Raw genomic sequence first — 15,296 nt, 5'->3', positions numbered from 1 at the left:
GAAGGGCCGCTCCGTGAACACACGGAGCGGCCCTTTCGGCTCAGCGGTCAGAGACCCAGCTCGTCCTCGAAGTGGCCTTCCTCGAGGCGGTGCTTGATCGTGGTGAGGAACCGGCCCGCGTCGGCACCGTCGATGAGGCGGTGGTCGTAGGTCAGCGCCAGGTAGGCCATCGACCGGATGGCGATCGTGTCCTGGCCCTCGGCGTCGGTCGCCACGACCGGCCGCTTCACCACCGCGCCGACGCCCAGGATCCCGGACTGCGGCTGGTTGATGATCGGCGTGTCGAACAGCGCGCCGTTGCTGCCGAGGTTGGTCACCGTGAAGGTGCCGCCCGACAGCTCGTCCGGCTTGACCTTGTTGGCCCGGGTGCGGGCCGCGAGGTCGGCGATGCCCCTGGCGAGGCCGGCCAGGTTCAGCTCACCCGCGTTGTGGATGACCGGGGAGATCAGGCCCTTCTCGGTGTCGACCGCGACCGCGAGGTGCTCCTCGCCGAAGTAGGTGATCTCCTTGGTGTCCTCGTTGAGGTAGGCGTTGACGTTCGGGTGCTGCTTGAGCGCTTCGACCGTCGCCTTCGCGAAGAACGGCAGGAACGTCAGCTTGACGCCCTCGCGCTCGGCGAAGCTCGCCTTCGCCTGCTGGCGCAGCCGGGCGATCTTGGTCACGTCGACCTCGAACACCTGGGTGAGCTGTGCGGAGGTCTGCAGCGACTCGCGGGTGCGCTGGGCGATGACCTGCCGGATCCGGCTCGCCTTCTGCACCGTGCCACGCAGCGCCGAGAGGTCCGGCGAGGCGGCGGCCGGCGCGCTCGGGCGCTGTGCCGCGGGAGCCGGGGCGCTCGCGGCCGCCGGGGCGGGCGCGGCCTGCTGCTGCTTCGCCTCGGCCGCCGCCAGCACGTCCTGCTTGCGGATCCGGCCACCGACCCCGCTGCCGGTCAGGCTCGACAGGTCGATGCCGTGCTCGGTGGCGAGCTTGCGGACCAGCGGCGTGACGTACGGGCCGCTGCCGTTGTCCTGCGGCTCGGCCGCGGGCTTGGCCGCCGGTGCCTGCTGAGCGGGCGCCTGCGGGGCCGGGGCCTGCTGGGCGGCCGGCTGCGGGGTGGGCTCGGGCTTGGGCTCCGGCTTCGGTTCCGGCGCGGGCTTCGGCGCCTCCGGCTCCGGGGCCCGCCGCTGCTCGGGCTCGGGCTGCTTCGGCTGCTCCTGCTGCTGCGCGGGCGCGGCCGAGGCGTCGCCGATGACGGCGAGTTGGCCGCCGACCTCGACGGTCTCGTCCTCGTTCACGCTGATCTCGAGCAGCGTGCCGGCGACCGGCGAGGGAACCTCGGTGTCGACCTTGTCGGTCGAGATCTCCAGCAGCGGCTCGTCGACCGCCACCGCGTCACCGACCTGCTTGAGCCAGCGGGTGACGGTGCCCTCCGTGACGCTCTCGCCCAGCTCGGGCAGCGTCACCGGGGTGCCGTCGGTCGAACCGCTCGGCGCGGGCTGCGCGGCGGGCGCCGGCGCGGACTCCTGTGCGGCGGGGGCCTGCGGCTCCGGCTCGGGCTCGGGCTGCGCCTGGCTCTTCTCCTGGGCCGGGGCGCTCGCGGCGCCACCGCCGGAACCGTCGTCGATCACGGCGAGCTCGCCGCCGACCTCGACGGTCTCGTCCTCCTTGGCGACGATCCGCTGCAGCGTGCCGGCGACCGGCGACGGTACCTCGGTGTCGACCTTGTCGGTCGAGATCTCCAGTAGCGGCTCGTCGACCGCGACGCTGTCACCCTCCTGCTTCAGCCACCGGGTGACGGTGCCCTCCGTGACGCTCTCCCCGAGCTCCGGCAATGTGACGGAGTAGGCCATCGTTCGCTGACTCCCTTTGCTTCTTTGTTGCTGTGGTCGGTGGTTTCTCGAGAGGTATGTCAGCTGTGCACGTGCAGGGGCTTGCCCGCCAGGGCAAGGTGTGCTTCGCCGAGGGCCTCGGTCTGGGTCGGGTGTGCGTGGATCAGCGGTGCCACGTCCTCCGGGAACGCCTCCCAGTTGTAGATCAGCTGGGCCTCGCCGATGAGCTCGCCCACGCGGTCGCCCACCAGGTGCAGGCCGACGACCGGCCCGTCCGGCGCCTTGACCAGCTTCACCGCGCCGGCGGTCTTGAGGATCTGGCTCTTGCCGTTGCCGGCGAGGTCGTAGGTGAACGTGGTGACCCCGGAGCCGTACTTGTCCTTCGCCGCCGCCTCGGTCAGCCCCACGGAGGCGACCTCGGGGTGGGAGTAGGTGACCCGCGGGATGCCCGACTCGTCGATCACTCGCGGCTCGAGGCCGGCGATCTCCTCGGCGACGAAGATGCCCTGGGCGAAGCCGCGGTGCGCGAGCTGCAGGCCCGGCACGATGTCACCGACGGCGTAGACGTTCGGCACGTTGGTGCGCAGGCGGTCGTCGGTGAGCACGAAGCCGCGCTCCATCCTGACGCCGGCCTCCTCGTAGCCGTGGCCCGCGGTGTTCGGGCCGCGGCCGACGGCGACCAGCAGCAGGTCGGCCTCGATGGTCTCGCCGGTCTCCAGCGAGACGCTGATCCCGTTGTCGTCCTGCTTCGCGCCGGTGAACTTCACCCCGGTCTTGAAGGTGATCTTGCGGCGGCGGAAGGCGCGCTCGAGCTGCTTGGAGGCGAACTCGTCCTCGTTCGGGACCAGCCGCGGCAGCGCTTCCACGATCGTCACGTCGACCCCGAAGGAGGCCCACACGCTGGCGAACTCGACGCCGATCACGCCGCCGCCGAGCACGACGACCTTCTCGGGGATGTAGTCCAGCGACAGTGCGTCCTCGCTGGCGATGATGCGCCCGCCCAGCTCCAGCCCCGGCAGCGTCCTGGAGTACGAACCGGTGGCGAGCAGCAGGTTCTTGCCGGTGTGGCGCTGCCCGTCGACCTCGACGGTGGTGCCGCTCACGTAGCTGCCGGTGCCCTCGACCAGGTTGACCTTGTGGGCCTTGGCCAGCCCCTGCAGCCCCTTGTAGAGCCGCGAGATGATCTGGTCCTTGTACTTGTTGACGCCCGCGATGTCGATGCCCTCGAGGGTCGTCTTCACCCCGAACTGCTCGCCCTCGCGCGCGGAGTCGGCGACCTCCGCGGCGTGCAGGAGGGCCTTGGTCGGGATGCAGCCGCGATGCAGGCAGGTCCCACCCAGCTTGTCCTTCTCGATCAGTGTCACGGACAGGCCCAGCTCTGCGGCCCGGAAGGCCGCGGCGTAGCCGCCTGATCCGCCACCGAGGATCACCAGGTCGGCGCCAGCGTCGGTCACTTCAATTCTCCTCGAGGAGCTCGTCGGCGATGCTCGTCTACAACTCGGTTCAACGTCGTGTTACGTCGCGACCCTCATCATCTTGTCACTACGGACTTCCCAGTTGCGAGGTAGCCGGGTGTGTTACTGGGCGCACCCCGCGCAGCCGGGATAATGACTGGTGGGAATGGCTGGAGATGGGGTGGTCGACGGTGGGCCTGTTCAGCTCGCTGCGCAGGAAACGCAGGTCCGGCACGGCGCGCGGGGCCAGCGGGCGTGACACGCGGCACCTCGAGGAGTGGGCCGCCGCCAGGCGGGGCGTCGAGGCCTATGTGGAGCCCCGCACGACGGTGACGGAGACCACGGTCGTGCTCGTCGCACACGACGGCGAATGGACCCGGCGCCGGATCGGGAGCCTGGACGCGGCGCAGCACTTCGGCCGCAAGCGCGGGATCCCGGTGTACGAGGTCGCGAAGGTCGGTTACCCCAAGCGCATGCGCGAGTACACGCAGCGGCAGAAGCGCGCCGAGGGCTGAGGCCCCTCCCACAGGGGAGGGGCCCGTCCGCCTTCGTCAGCCGTTCTCCGCGATGTCCGCCATCACCGCGGCGATGGTGCGCACCGGGATGCCGGTGCCGCCCTTGCTCGTGTAGCCCCACGGCCCGCCGGTGTTGTACGCCGGGCCCGCGACGTCGATGTGCGCCCACGGCAGGCCCTCGGCGACGAACTCGCGCAGGAAGATCCCGGCGGCGAGCATGCCGCCCCAGCGGTGCCCGGTGACGTTCGCCAGGTCCGCGAGCCGCGAGTCCAGGTCGCCCCGCAGCTCCTCCGGCAGCGGCATCGCCCAGCCGCCCTCGCCGGTCGCCTGCGCGATCGCGGCCACCCGGTCGCGGAACTCGTCCGAGCCCATGATCCCGGCGGTGCGGTTGCCGAGCGCGACGACCTGGGCGCCGGTCAGCGTGGAGGTCTCGATGAGGTAGTCCGGGTCGTCCTCGGCGGCGCGCACCATGGCGTCGGCGAGCACGAGCCTGCCCTCGGCGTCGGTGTTGAGCACCTCGACGGTCTTGCCGCCGTACATGCTCAGCACGTCACCCGGACGGTAGGAGGTGCCCGAGGGCAGGTTCTCCGCGAGCGGGATGTTCGCGGTGACCTCCAGCGGGTACTTCAGCTTCGCCGCCAGCACGACCGACGCGAGCACCGCGGCGGCGCCGGACATGTCGGAGGTCATGTTGTCCATGTTCGCCGCGGGCTTGATCGAGATGCCGCCCGAGTCGAACGTGATGCCCTTGCCGACGAGCGCGACCTTCTTCGCCGCCTTCGGGCCCTTGTAGCTCACGCGCACCAGCCGAGGCGGCCGCGAGGAGCCGCCGCCGACGCCGAGGATGCCGCCGAAACCCTTGCGCTTCAACGCCTTCTCGTCGAGCACCTCGTACTCGAGGTCGTTGGCCTCGGCCAGCTTCTTCGCGCGCTCCGCGAAGGAGGCCGGGAACAGGTCGTTCGGCGGGGTGTTGATCAGGTCGCGCGCGATGAGCACGGACTCGGCGATCGCGGCGGCGGCCTTCAGCGTCGCCTTGTGCGCGCGGCTCGTGCCGTCCGCGGGCTGCACGAAGTCCACAGCGGACACCGGCGCGTCGCCCGGCTCGGACTTGTACTCGGTGAACTTGTAGGCGCCCAGCGCGACGCCCTCGACGGCGGCGTGCAGGTCCACGTAGGACGGCAGGAACAACGCCCGCGCGGTCCCGGCGAGGGCGCGGCCGACCGCACCGCTCGCGCGGCGGACCTGCTCCGCCGGCACGGTGCCGTCTTCGGCGGCCTTGCCGAGACCGACCGCGTACACCACGTCGGCGGTGAGCTTGCCCAGCGTCGGCAGCTTGACGATCTCCTCGGTCTTGCCGCTGGCGCCGAGCGTGGACAGCAGCCGCGCGAGCTTGCCGTCGAAGGCGGCGTCGACGGCCTCCGTGCCGGGTGCGAGGGCGGCCGTCTTCTCACCCTGGAGCGTGCCGATCACGACCACCTCGGCACGGCTCTTGGCCAGGGCGGTCTCCGCGGTTTCGTACAGGGCAAACTTCGGCACGGTCACTTATGGCTCCTCGCGCGCATCGGACGATGTGGATGGTTTGCCATGCTAATGAGCGGACCGACGGGAAAGAAAGGCAGGTGGCGGGCGTGCGGCTCGGTGCGGGGCTCGGGATCGCGCTCGCCGTGGGCGCGGCGGCGGGCGGCTGGTGGCTGCCGGCCGCGGCCGTGCTCGCCGGGGTGCTGGTGCTGTGCGTGCCACGCGGCACGCTGTCGCCGCGGGTGGCGCCGCTGGACGAGGGCGCGCGGCTGATGGCGCGGCTCGGGCTGGTGGCGGTGTTCGCTTCGGTCGTCGGCGAATACCTGCTGCCGCAGTACCGGGTGCCCGCAGCGCTGGCCGTGGTGCTGGTGGTGACGGTCGTGGACGCGTTCGGCGTGTCGCTGCCGCGGTTCGTCCGCGGCTGGATCCTGGGCATCCTGCTGGTCGGCGCGGCCGGTGTGGTCGCGCTGTGCCTGGCCATCGCGCCCGAGCCCGGGACCGGCAGCGGCCCCGGCGTCACCGGGCTGTTCCCGGCCGCCGCCGTGCTGTTCCCGCTGCTCGACCGGCGCAAGCCCGACCGCTGGCTCGGCGGCGCCGTCGTGCTCGCGGCCGCCGTCTGCGCGGCCGCGCTCCACCAGCTGGGGCCGGTCCGGCTGGGACTGTCGGACGCGCCGCTCGCGGACCTGCTGGCCGCGGTCGACGGCCAGGCGATCCAGCCGTTGCTGGCAGGCGTCGCGGTGATCGCGGCGGTGCCGGCGGCGCTGGGCGCGCTGACCGAGGCGCGGGGGCCGCTGCCGCGACCGCTGGGCTCGGTGCTGTGCGGGCTGGTCGCCGCCGTCGGCGCGGTGCTGCTGCAGCCGGTGCAGGCGATGCTCGTGGCGGCCGCGCTGGCGCTGGCGGAGGTCCTGGTGCGAAGCCTGCTGACGTTGTCCGCGCGGCGCCGGGACGCGGGCTCGGTCGTCGCCGCGGCACTGGCGATCACGCTCCTGGCGTGGCTGCCGCCGGTCGACCTGCTGATCGCGGTGGCCGCGATCGGGGTGGGAGTGCTGCTGGTCAGGCGGCCATCGCGAACGCCAGCACGGTGAGCACCGCGCCGACCGCGACGAGCACGATCACGGACTTCACCGAGATGTCGCGGGGGAAGACCTTGTCGCCGTGCACCTTGCGCCACCACACGACGCCGAAGACCGCGCCGACCAGGCCGAGGATCGCCCCGAACACCCCGGACAGCAGCAGGTAGCCGACCAGCATCAGCACGCCGCCGGAGTAGGTCAGCAGGGCGGCGGCGAGCAGGGCGCGGACATCCGACGCGGTTCCGGCCGAGACGCTGTTTTCGGTCACGAGCCCGATCCTAGGGGAACAGGGAATTCTCGGACGTCCAACTAAGAGATATTCTGAGCCCATGACGACCACGTTGCCCTTCACTCGTACCTCGAACCCGACTCCGGCCTCCCCGGAGCGTGTAGCCGAGGTACTTGCGGCGCCGGGCTTCGGGCGTTACTTCACCGACCACATGGTCACCGTCCGGTGGGACGCCGAGCAGGGCTGGCACGACGCGGGGCTCCGGCCGTACGAGCCGGTGACCCTCGACCCGGCCACCTCGGTGCTGCACTACGGCCAGGCGATCTTCGAGGGGCTCAAGGCCTACCGCCAGCCCGACGGTTCGATCGCCGCCTTCCGGCCGGAGGCCAACGCGGCGCGCTTCCGCGACTCCGCGCGGCGCCTGGCGATGCCGGAGCTGCCGGACGAGCTGTTCCTCGGCTCGCTGCACGAGCTCGTCGCGGCCGACTCGCGGTGGGTGCCGACCACGACCGGCGACACGCTGTACCTGCGGCCGTTCATGATCTCCACCTCGGTGGGGCTCGGGGTGAACGCGCCGGCCAGCGAGTACCTGTTCTCGCTGATCGGCTCGCCCGCGGGCTCGTACTTCAGCGGCGGTATCAAGCCGGTGAGCGTGTGGCTGTCCACCGAGTACGTGCGGGCGGCGCCGGGCGGCACCGGCGCGGCCAAGTGCGCCGGCAACTACGCGGCGTCCTTCCTCGCGCAGGCCCAGGCCGTCGAGGAGGGCTGCGACCAGGTGGTGTGGCTCGACGCGGTCGAGCGGCACTGGGTCGAGGAGATGGGCGGGATGAACCTGTTCTTCGTCTACGGCTCCGGTGCCGACGCGCGGGTGGTCACGCCCGAGCTGAGCGGTTCGCTGCTGCCCGGCGTGACGCGCAGCTCGCTGCTGCGGCTGGCGAAGGACTTCGGCCACGAGGTCGAGGAGCGGCGCATCTCCACCGAGGAGTGGGAGAAGGACGCCGCGTCCGGCGAGCTGACCGAGGTGTTCGCGTGCGGGACCGCGGCGGTGATCACGCCGGTCGGCCGGGTGAAGCACGCGGAGGGCGAGTTCCTGGTGAACGGCGGTGAGCCGGGCGAGCTGACCATGAAGCTGCGCGGCGAGCTGATCGGCATCCAGGAGGGCACCCGCCCCGACCCGCACGGCTGGATGCGCCCGCTCTCCTGACCCTTGTCCACCCCCGGAGGCCGCCGTCACTCGTGACGGCGGCCTTCCCGCATCGGTGGCGTCGGCTCAGGCCACGCCGTCCGGCGGGGTGACGCCCGCGTCCGGATAGGTGGCCACGTCCGTGAGCAGGCGGGCGGCCATCGCGAGGATGGGCAGCGCCGCGAGTGCTCCCGCGCCCTCGCCGAGGCGGATGCCCAGGTCCAGCACCGGCTTCAGGTCCAGGTGCTGCAGCGCCAGCTCGTGCGCCGGCTCCGCGCACCTGTGCGAAGCGACCCACCATGCCCGCGCGTTCGGCACCAGCTCCTCCGCCACGAGCGCCGCCGCCGCCGACGGGAGCCCGTCGAGCAGGACCGGGGTGCGCCGGACGGCGGCCTGGGCCAGGAAGCCCGTCATCGCGGCGAGATCGGCGCCCGCGGACGTGCGCAGCAGCGCCACCGGGTCGGCCAGCACGGCCCGCGCCCGCCGCAACGCGTCCCGGATCGCGGCGGCCTTGCGCATCCACGCGTTGTCGTCGATGCCCGAACCGCGCCCGACGACGCCGACCGGCTCCGTCCCCGTCAGCGCGGCCACGAGCACGGCCGACGGCGTGCTCACGCCCACCCCCAGATCGCCCGCGACGAGCAGGTCGGCACCGGAGTCGATCTCGTTGTTCGCGAGCTCCACGCCCACCCGCAGGGCCGCCTCGACCTCGGCGCCGGAGAGCGCGTCCGCCACGTCGATCGAGCCGGATCCCCTGCGCACCTTGAACTCCTGCACCGAGGTGTCGGCGTCCACCGCCAGGTCGACGACCCGCACCCCGGCCCCGGCGACGCCCGCGAGCGCGTTCGGCACGCCGTCGCCCTTGAGCAGCGCGTCCAGCCGCTGTGCCGTCGTCTCCACGGGGTAGGCCGACACGCCCTTGGCCGCGATGCCGTGGTCCCCGGCGAAGATCACCACCCGGGGCCGGGTGAACGGGCGCGGCGGGCAGACGCCCTGGCAGGCGGCGATCCACGCGCCGAGCTCCTCCAGCCGCCCGAGGGACTCGACGGGCTTGATCAGCGTCGCGTGCCGTTGCCGCGCTTCGGCGCGGGCGAGCTCGTCGGGCTGCGGGACGTCGGTGAACGCGGGTCGACTCACGCCGTCAACCTAGCGGGAGGACCACCTTTACGATTCCTCGGTGTGACAGAACCTTCGGCAGCCGGCGTGGTGCTGGCCAGCGGCGCGGGGACACGCGTCGGCGCGAGTCTGAACAAGGTGTACCTGCCGCTGGCGGGGCGGCGGATCGTCTCGTGGTCGCTCGCCGCGTTCGCGAAGGTGCCCGAGGTCGGCGTACTCGTGCTGGTCACGCGGCCGCAGGACGAGGAGCTGGTCGCCGAGGTGCTGGCCGACCAGTGCGTGCCGGTCGAGGTGGTGCACGGCGGCGGTACCCGCCAGGAGTCCGAGCTGAACGCGCTGCGGCACCTGGCCGGGCGCATCGAAACGGGGGCGCTCGACACCGTGCTCCTGCACGACGGCGCCCGTCCGCTGATCACCCCGGCGCTCATCACGGACGTGCTCCGCACGGCCCGCGAGTACGGCGGCGCGCTGCCGGGCCTGGCGGCCGACGACATCGTCCGGGCCGACGGCACCCGCCTGCCCGGCACGGTCGTCCGCGCCCAGACACCACAGGGATTCCGCGCGCAGCCGCTGCTCGACGCGTACGAACAGGCCGCGCGCGAAGGCTTCGACGGCACCGACACCGCGTCGGTCATGGAGCGGTTCTCGACGCTGCCGGTGCACTGGGTGCGCGGCGACGAGCGGAACTTCAAGGTGACCTACCCGCACGACCTCGTCGTCGCCGGGCAGGTCCTCTCGTCCTGAGGCGCTAGCGGGGGCTCTGCGTGCGGCGCGGGTCGTTCTCGACCACGCCGTCCAGCGCCTCGTCGATCGCGGCGAGCAGGTCGGCGTCGAGCTTCACGCCCACGGCCTTGACGTTCTCGTGCACCTGCTCCGGCCGGGAGGCGCCGATGATCGCCGCGGCGACGTTCGGGTTCTGCAGGACCCACGCCACGGCGAGCTGCGCGAGGGACAGCCCCGCCTGCGCGGCGAGCGGCTCGAGCTTCTGGACGCGCTCGAGGATCTCGTCGCGCATCCAGCGCTGCACCATCTTCGAGCCGTTCTCGTCGGTCGCGCGCGAGCCCTCGGGCGGCGCGTGTCCCGGCTTGTACTTGCCGGTCAGCACGCCCTGTGCGATGGGGGAGAAGACGATCTGGCTCAGCCCCTCGCGCTCGGCTGCGGGCACGACCTGCGGCTCGATGACGCGCCACAGCATGTTGTACTGCGGCTGGTTCGACACCAGCGGCACGTGCAGCTCACGGGCCAGTGCGGCACCGCGGGTGATCTCCTCGGCGGTCCACTCCGAGACGCCGACGTAGAGGACCTTGCCCTGGCGGACCAGGTCCGAGAACGCGAGGAAGGTCTCCTCGAGCGGCACCGAGTGGTCGAAGCGGTGTGCCTGGTAGAGGTCGATGTGGTCGGTCCGCAGCCGCTCGAGCGAGCCGTGGCAGGCCTCGATGATGTGCTTGCGGCCCAGGCCGCGGTCGTTCGGTCCCTTCGGGCCGGTCGGCCAGAAGACCTTGGTCGCGATCTCCAGGCTCTCGCGGCGCTGTCCGGCGAGCCCACGCCCGAGTACGGACTCGGCGGCGGTGTTCGCGTAGACGTCGGCGGTGTCGAAGGTGGTGATTCCCGCGTCGAGTGCGGCCTTGATGCAGGCGTGGGCCTGCTCCTCCTCGATCTGCGAGCCGTGGGTGAGCCAGTTGCCGTAGGCGATTTCACTGACGGAAAGACCGCTACGGCCGAGACGACGAAACTCCATGCCGCCAGCCTAACCGAAGTCCTTCGCCTCGCTAACTACCTGGAGCGACTCCAGGTCGGCCTGCCTCAGGTGATGACGTCGCCCGGCTTGACGCGGGGCTTGGGCATCCGCAGCTTGCGGACCTGGCTCGACCGGACGAACGCGTACCAGCCGATCGACCGGCCGTTGAACGTCTCCTTCGGGAACTTCTCCCGCGCCAGCCGCCCGACCCGGCGCCCGGTGAAGAAGCCCTCCACGACCATCGCCAGCAGCAGCACGGTGCACACCAGCGTCGCGTACTGCTGCATCAGCGGGAACGGCACGATCATCGCGATCAGGACGAGCACCGCCAGCGGCATGAACAGCCCGGTCAGGTTGCGCCGCGAGTCGACAAGGTCACGCACATAGGCCTTGACCGGGCCCTTGTCGCGCGGCAGCAGGTAACGCTCGTCACCCGCGGCCATCCGCTCCTGGCGCTCCTTGCGGGACGCCCGCAGCTCTTCCTTCGACTTCGGGTTCGCCTTGCGCAGCTCACGGTTGCGCCGCATCGCGTCCCGGGTGGTCTTCGGTGGCGGGCCGAGCGGCGCCCGGCGCTTGCCCTCGGCCTCGCGGCGCTTCGGCGTCGGCTTGCCCTTCGCGGGCGTGTACCCGCGGGTGTGAGATTCGACGCTTTCGGCCACCTCGGCGGCCTCGATCTCGGGGCTGTCTTCGGTGGTAGTGCCACTTCGGCGTAAGAACCTCACCCGAGCAGGATATTCCACACCCCCGCGCAGGTGTTCGCCCGGTCGCGAGATATGCGACCATGAAATGAACGCCCCGGCGTGGAACAGAACGGGCACGGCCGATGTTGACTGGTTGCAGGAGGCATCCGTACCCGCCACAGAGCAACACCCTGAGGGAGAGCCATGACGACCGCTGAGACCGGCGCCCCGCAGACCGAGGCCACCCACGGCGTGACCTTGACCGACACGGCCGCTGCGAAGGCGAAGGCCCTGCTGGAGCAGGAGGGCCGCGACGACATGCACCTGCGCATCGCCGTCCAGCCCGGTGGCTGCGCCGGCCTGCGCTACCAGCTGTTCTTCGACGAGCGCGAGCTCGACGGCGACCTGTTCCGCGACTTCGGCGGCCTGCGCGTCGCCGTGGACCGGATGAGCGCCCCGTACGTGCAGGACGCTGTCATCGACTTCGTCGACTCGATCGAGAAGCAGGGCTTCACCATCGACAACCCGAACGCCACGGGTTCCTGCGCCTGCGGCGACTCGTTCCACTGAGTCCGCGCGCACCGCTGACATGGGCGGGCGCGGGCCACGTTCTGCACGTGGTCCGCGCCCGTTTTCTGTGCTGTCAGTTGGTCCGGGGTCAGGCGTAGTCGTCCAGGTCGGCGACCTGGGAGTGACACGCCTCGTCGACCGCCCAGCCCCGTGGGGCCGGCGGCGTGGGGGCGGAGGGCCGCCGCTCGCGGAGACCGGCGGGGATGTCCGCGCAGTCGCTGATCAGCTCGGCGAGTGTTTCGGGTTCGGTCGCTGCGTTCACACCGGCGACGCTAAGACGCCTGTCCCCGGCACGACAGCCCTACTAAACGGTAGTGTCGAAGCGCGGCGGCGAATTACCTCTGACGGGCTAACTTCGGCGCCGACACGTGTGTCGAGAGCAGGGAGCACTGGTGCCACACAACGCCAGAATCGCGGTGTCGGGCAGTATCGCCACCGACCATCTGATGCACTTCCCCGGCCGGTTCGCCGACCAGCTCATCGCCGACCAGCTGCACCGGGTGTCGCTGAGCTTCCTCGCCGACGACCTGGTGGTGCGCCGCGGCGGCATCGGCGCGAACGTCGCGTTCGGCCTCGGCGTGCTCGGGGTGCAGCCGGTGCTGGTGGGCGCGGTGGGCGAGGACTTCGCCGACTACCGGTCCTGGCTCGAGCGGCACGGCGTGGACACCTCCGGCGTGCTGGTGTCCGAGGTCGCGCACACCGCGCGTTTCGTGTGCACCACCGACGAGGACCTCAACCAGATCGCCACCTTCTACGCCGGCGCGATGGCCGAGGCCCGCAACATCGAGTTCAAGCCCATCGCCGACCGCATCGGTGGCCTCGGTCTCGTGCTGATCAGCCCGGACGACCCCGAGGGCATGCTGCGGCACGCGCGGGAGTGCCGTCAGCGCGGCTACGAGTTCGCCGTCGACCCCTCCCAGCAACTGGCCCGGATGGACGGCGCGCAGGCGCGCGCGTTCGTCGAGGGCGCGAAGTACCTGTTCACCAACGACTACGAGTGGGAGCTGCTGCGGCAGAAGACCGGCTGGAGCGCCGACGACGTCCTCGACCACGTCGGCATCCGGGTCACCACGCTCGGCGCGAAGGGCGTGGAGATCGTCGGGCCCGACGGGCTCGCGCTGGAGATCGCCGCGGTGCCGGAGCTGACGAAGGCCGACCCGACCGGCGTCGGCGACGGCTTCCGCGCCGGGTTCCTCGCGGGCCTGCACGGCGGCCTCAGCCTCGAGCGCGCCGCACAGCTGGGCTCGCTGATCGCGGTGCTGGTGCTGGAGACGGTGGGCACGCAGGAGTGGTACCTCGACCGCGCGGACGGTCTCAAGCGCATCGCCGAGGCGTACGGTCCCGACGCGGCCGTCGAGATCGGCGCGGTGCTCGGCGCCTGACGACACCGAAGGCCCCCTCCGCGGAGGGGGCCTTCGGTGTGTCCGGGGTCAGATCTTGACCGGGTACGCGGGCTCGGGGATCTCCGGCTTGATGCGGTGCTCGACGAAGATGCCGTGCCAGAGCATGAACACCAGCAGCGCCCAGATCCGGCGGCTGTGATCGAGCGTGCCCGACCGGTGCTCGTCCAGCAGCCGCAGCACGGCCTGCTTGTCCAGCAGCGCGTCGGTCTTCGAGTCGTTGATGATGCCGCGGGCCCAGTCGTACATCTCCGCGCGCAGCCAGTGCTTGATCGGCACCGGGAAGCCCAGCTTGCGGCGGTTGAGCACGTGCGCGGGCACGATGCCGTCCAGCGCCCGGCGCAGCGCGTACTTCGTGGTCTCCTTCGTCACCTTCTGGTCCAGCGGGATGCCGGCCGCGACCTTGAACACCTCGGCGTCGAGGAACGGCACCCGCAGCTCCAGCGAGTTCGCCATGGTCATCTTGTCCGCCTTGACCAGGATGTCCCCGCGCAGCCAGGTGAACAGGTCGACGTGCTGCATGCGCGCCACCGGGTCCCAGCCCGCCGACGTGCGGTAGTGCTCGGCCGTGACGTCGCGGTGCCCGACACCCTCGACGTAGTCGCGCAGCACCCGGCGCAGCTGGTCGTCGCGGAAGATCCGGGCGTTGCCGTAGTAGCGCTCCTCCATCGTGAGCGCGCCTCGGCGCAGCAGGTCCTTGCCGCGGGTGCCCTCCGGGATGCGCTCGGACACCTTGCCCAGCAGCTTGCGCACGCCACCCGGCACCCTCTCGAACGGCGCGAGCGAGATCGGCTCCTTGTAGATGGTGTAGCCGCCGAACAGCTCGTCGGAGCCCTCGCCCGACAGCACCGCCTTGACGTGCTTGCGGGCCTCGCGGGCGATGAACCACAGCGGCACGAGCGCGGGGTCGGCGACCGGGTCGTCGAGGTACCACACGATGAGCGGCAGCACGTCCATCATCTCGTCGGCGGTGACCGTCCGGACGACGTGCCTGACCCCGATCGCGGCCGCGGACTCGGCGGCGACGTCGACCTCGGAGTAGCCCTCGCGGTCGAAGCCGGTGGTGAACGCGATGAGGTTCGGGTTCTGCTCCTTGGCCAGCGCCGCGATCGCGGTGGAGTCGATCCCGCCGGAGAGGAACGCGCCGACCGTGATGTCCGGGTCGGCGATCATGTGCTTGGCGACCGAGTCGCGCATCACATCGGCGATCCGCTTGTGCAGGTCGCTCGCCTCGACGTCGGTGGTCACCGGGCGGGCGGTGAACTGCGGGAAGAAGTAGCGCTCCTGCTTCAGCCGGCCGCCGGGGGAGACGGTGAACGAGGTGCCGGACTCGATCCGCCGGACACCCGCGTGCAGCGACTCCGGCTCGGGCACGTACTGCAGGGTCAGGTAGTGCTGCAGCGCGACCGTGTCGAGCTCGGCGGGCACGTCGAGCACGTCCGACAGTTCCAGGAGGCTCTTCTTCTCGCTGGAGAACGCCGTACCGCCGGGGCCCGCCGAGTAGTACAGCGGCTTGATGCCGAACGGGTCGCGCGCGCCGTGCAGCACCTTCTCCTGCGCGTCCCACAGCAGGAACGCGAACATCCCGCGCAGCCGGCTGACCGCGCCGGGGCCCCAGTAGTGGAAGGCGGCGACGATCGCCTCGCCGTCGCCCTCTGTGGCGAATTTCGCATCGTGCTCCGCGACCAGCTGCTCGCGCAGCTCGCGGTAGTTGTAGATCTCGCCGTTGAAGTTCAGCGTGTAGCGCTGTGGCGCCTCCGGCGGACCCCACACCAGCGGCTGGTGGGCGTGCTCGACGTCGATGAACGCCAGCCGGTTGAACCCGTAGACGACCTCGGCATCCGCCCAGGTGTCGGTCTCGTCGGGACCGCGATGCCGCTGGCAGCGCAGGGCCGCCCCGACCGAGTCGCGGGCTTTCGCCGCTTCGTTCTCACTGGGACAGACCAGTCCGAGCAGGCCGCACACGTCTACTCACACACCTCTAGGTCTCAAGCCGGATAAGTGGACGC

At 71.4% G+C, this 15,296-nt stretch carries 15 protein-coding genes; 6 read left to right on the top strand and 9 right to left on the bottom strand.

Translation table 11 applies throughout. The features are described 5' to 3' along the window. Nucleotides 1-47: 47 nt before the first annotated feature. Both sucB and lpdA read right to left on the bottom strand, forming a co-directional pair. Nucleotides 48-1,832 (bottom strand): 2-oxoglutarate dehydrogenase, E2 component, dihydrolipoamide succinyltransferase, encoded by a 1,785-nt coding sequence (gene sucB / locus LWP59_RS30820; RefSeq protein WP_191334833.1) that lies wholly within the window; start codon nucleotides 1,830-1,832, stop codon nucleotides 48-50. 59 nt (nucleotides 1,833-1,891) lie between these two features. Next, a complete protein-coding gene (lpdA, locus tag LWP59_RS30815; RefSeq protein WP_144645307.1) occupies nucleotides 1,892-3,265 on the bottom strand; it encodes a dihydrolipoyl dehydrogenase in 1,374 nt (457 codons plus the stop codon). A 191-nt stretch (nucleotides 3,266-3,456) separates the two neighbouring features. Here lpdA and LWP59_RS30810 point away from each other — a divergent pair, with 191 nt between their 5' ends. Next, a complete protein-coding gene (locus LWP59_RS30810) occupies nucleotides 3,457-3,780 on the top strand; it encodes an oxidoreductase (RefSeq protein ID WP_233459080.1) in 324 nt (107 codons plus the stop codon). A 36-nt stretch (nucleotides 3,781-3,816) separates the two neighbouring features. Here the strand turns inward: LWP59_RS30810 and LWP59_RS30805 are convergent, their stop codons facing one another. Next, nucleotides 3,817-5,322, bottom strand: coding sequence for a leucyl aminopeptidase (locus tag LWP59_RS30805; protein WP_144645303.1), 1,506 nt, complete (start codon nucleotides 5,320-5,322; stop codon nucleotides 3,817-3,819). An 86-nt stretch (nucleotides 5,323-5,408) separates the two neighbouring features. Between LWP59_RS30805 and LWP59_RS30800 the strand changes: the two genes are divergently transcribed. Further along, nucleotides 5,409-6,383 (top strand): hypothetical protein, encoded by a 975-nt coding sequence (locus LWP59_RS30800; RefSeq protein WP_229857796.1) that lies wholly within the window; start codon nucleotides 5,409-5,411, stop codon nucleotides 6,381-6,383. On the opposite strand, the gene LWP59_RS30795 is transcribed toward LWP59_RS30800, so the two are convergent. Further along, a complete protein-coding gene (locus tag LWP59_RS30795; protein WP_229857798.1) occupies nucleotides 6,352-6,639 on the bottom strand; it encodes a hypothetical protein in 288 nt (95 codons plus the stop codon). The genes LWP59_RS30800 and LWP59_RS30795 overlap by 32 nt on opposite strands. A 61-nt stretch (nucleotides 6,640-6,700) precedes the next feature. On the opposite strand from LWP59_RS30795, the gene LWP59_RS30790 reads away from it, so the two are divergent. Continuing rightward, nucleotides 6,701-7,804: a branched-chain amino acid aminotransferase gene (locus LWP59_RS30790; protein WP_144645299.1), complete on the top strand. Its 1,104-nt coding sequence runs from the start codon at nucleotides 6,701-6,703 to the stop codon at nucleotides 7,802-7,804. A gap of 66 nt (nucleotides 7,805-7,870) precedes the next feature. On the opposite strand, the gene cobT is transcribed toward LWP59_RS30790, so the two are convergent. Then, entirely contained in the window at nucleotides 7,871-8,920 is a 1,050-nt protein-coding gene (gene cobT, locus LWP59_RS30785; protein ID WP_144645297.1) for a nicotinate-nucleotide--dimethylbenzimidazole phosphoribosyltransferase, read from the bottom strand. Nucleotides 8,921-8,986: 66 nt separating this feature from the next. On the opposite strand from cobT, the gene LWP59_RS30780 reads away from it, so the two are divergent. Beyond that, nucleotides 8,987-9,643, top strand: a complete 657-nt coding sequence (locus LWP59_RS30780) for an IspD/TarI family cytidylyltransferase (protein ID WP_144645309.1) — start codon at nucleotides 8,987-8,989, stop codon at nucleotides 9,641-9,643. A gap of 4 nt (nucleotides 9,644-9,647) precedes the next feature. On the opposite strand, the gene LWP59_RS30775 is transcribed toward LWP59_RS30780, so the two are convergent. Together LWP59_RS30775 and LWP59_RS30770 are read right to left on the bottom strand one after the other, a co-directional pair. After that, complete coding sequence (locus tag LWP59_RS30775) at nucleotides 9,648-10,637, bottom strand: aldo/keto reductase family protein (RefSeq protein ID WP_144645295.1); 990 nt, start codon at nucleotides 10,635-10,637, stop codon at nucleotides 9,648-9,650. Between the two features lie 65 nt (nucleotides 10,638-10,702). After that, the gene (locus LWP59_RS30770) at nucleotides 10,703-11,359 is read right to left on the bottom strand and encodes a DUF3043 domain-containing protein (protein ID WP_144645293.1); all 657 of its coding nucleotides are present in this window, start codon (nucleotides 11,357-11,359) and stop codon (nucleotides 10,703-10,705) included. A 162-nt stretch (nucleotides 11,360-11,521) separates the two neighbouring features. Between LWP59_RS30770 and LWP59_RS30765 the strand changes: the two genes are divergently transcribed. Next, entirely contained in the window at nucleotides 11,522-11,887 is a 366-nt protein-coding gene (locus tag LWP59_RS30765; protein ID WP_144645291.1) for a HesB/IscA family protein, read from the top strand. Between the two features lie 88 nt (nucleotides 11,888-11,975). Here the strand turns inward: LWP59_RS30765 and LWP59_RS30760 are convergent, their stop codons facing one another. Further along, entirely contained in the window at nucleotides 11,976-12,149 is a 174-nt protein-coding gene (locus LWP59_RS30760; RefSeq protein WP_186383607.1) for a hypothetical protein, read from the bottom strand. A gap of 130 nt (nucleotides 12,150-12,279) precedes the next feature. Here LWP59_RS30760 and LWP59_RS30755 point away from each other — a divergent pair, with 130 nt between their 5' ends. Then, nucleotides 12,280-13,269, top strand: coding sequence for a carbohydrate kinase family protein (locus tag LWP59_RS30755; protein WP_144645289.1), 990 nt, complete (start codon nucleotides 12,280-12,282; stop codon nucleotides 13,267-13,269). 48 nt (nucleotides 13,270-13,317) lie between these two features. On the opposite strand, the gene asnB is transcribed toward LWP59_RS30755, so the two are convergent. Continuing rightward, a complete protein-coding gene (gene asnB / locus LWP59_RS30750; RefSeq protein ID WP_144645287.1) occupies nucleotides 13,318-15,252 on the bottom strand; it encodes an asparagine synthase (glutamine-hydrolyzing) in 1,935 nt (644 codons plus the stop codon). Nucleotides 15,253-15,296 lie beyond the last annotated feature (44 nt).

Origin of the sequence: Amycolatopsis acidiphila, assembly GCF_021391495.1 — a bacterium.
Taxonomy (GTDB): domain Bacteria; phylum Actinomycetota; class Actinomycetes; order Mycobacteriales; family Pseudonocardiaceae; genus Amycolatopsis_E; species Amycolatopsis_E acidiphila.
Note: the sequence above shows the minus strand (reverse complement) of the source record. Positions and strands in the feature narration are given on the sequence as shown.

Excerpts from the sequence above, each read along its gene's own strand:
- LWP59_RS30765 (WP_144645291.1), top strand. The coding sequence starts at position 11,522 with ATGACGACCGCTGAGACCGGCGCCCCGCAGACCGAGGCCACCCACGGC.
- sucB (WP_191334833.1), bottom strand. The coding sequence starts at position 1,832 with ATGGCCTACTCCGTCACATTGCCGGAGCTCGGGGAGAGCGTCACGGAG.
- LWP59_RS30775 (WP_144645295.1), bottom strand. The coding sequence starts at position 10,637 with ATGGAGTTTCGTCGTCTCGGCCGTAGCGGTCTTTCCGTCAGTGAAATC.
- LWP59_RS30790 (WP_144645299.1), top strand. The coding sequence starts at position 6,701 with ATGACGACCACGTTGCCCTTCACTCGTACCTCGAACCCGACTCCGGCC.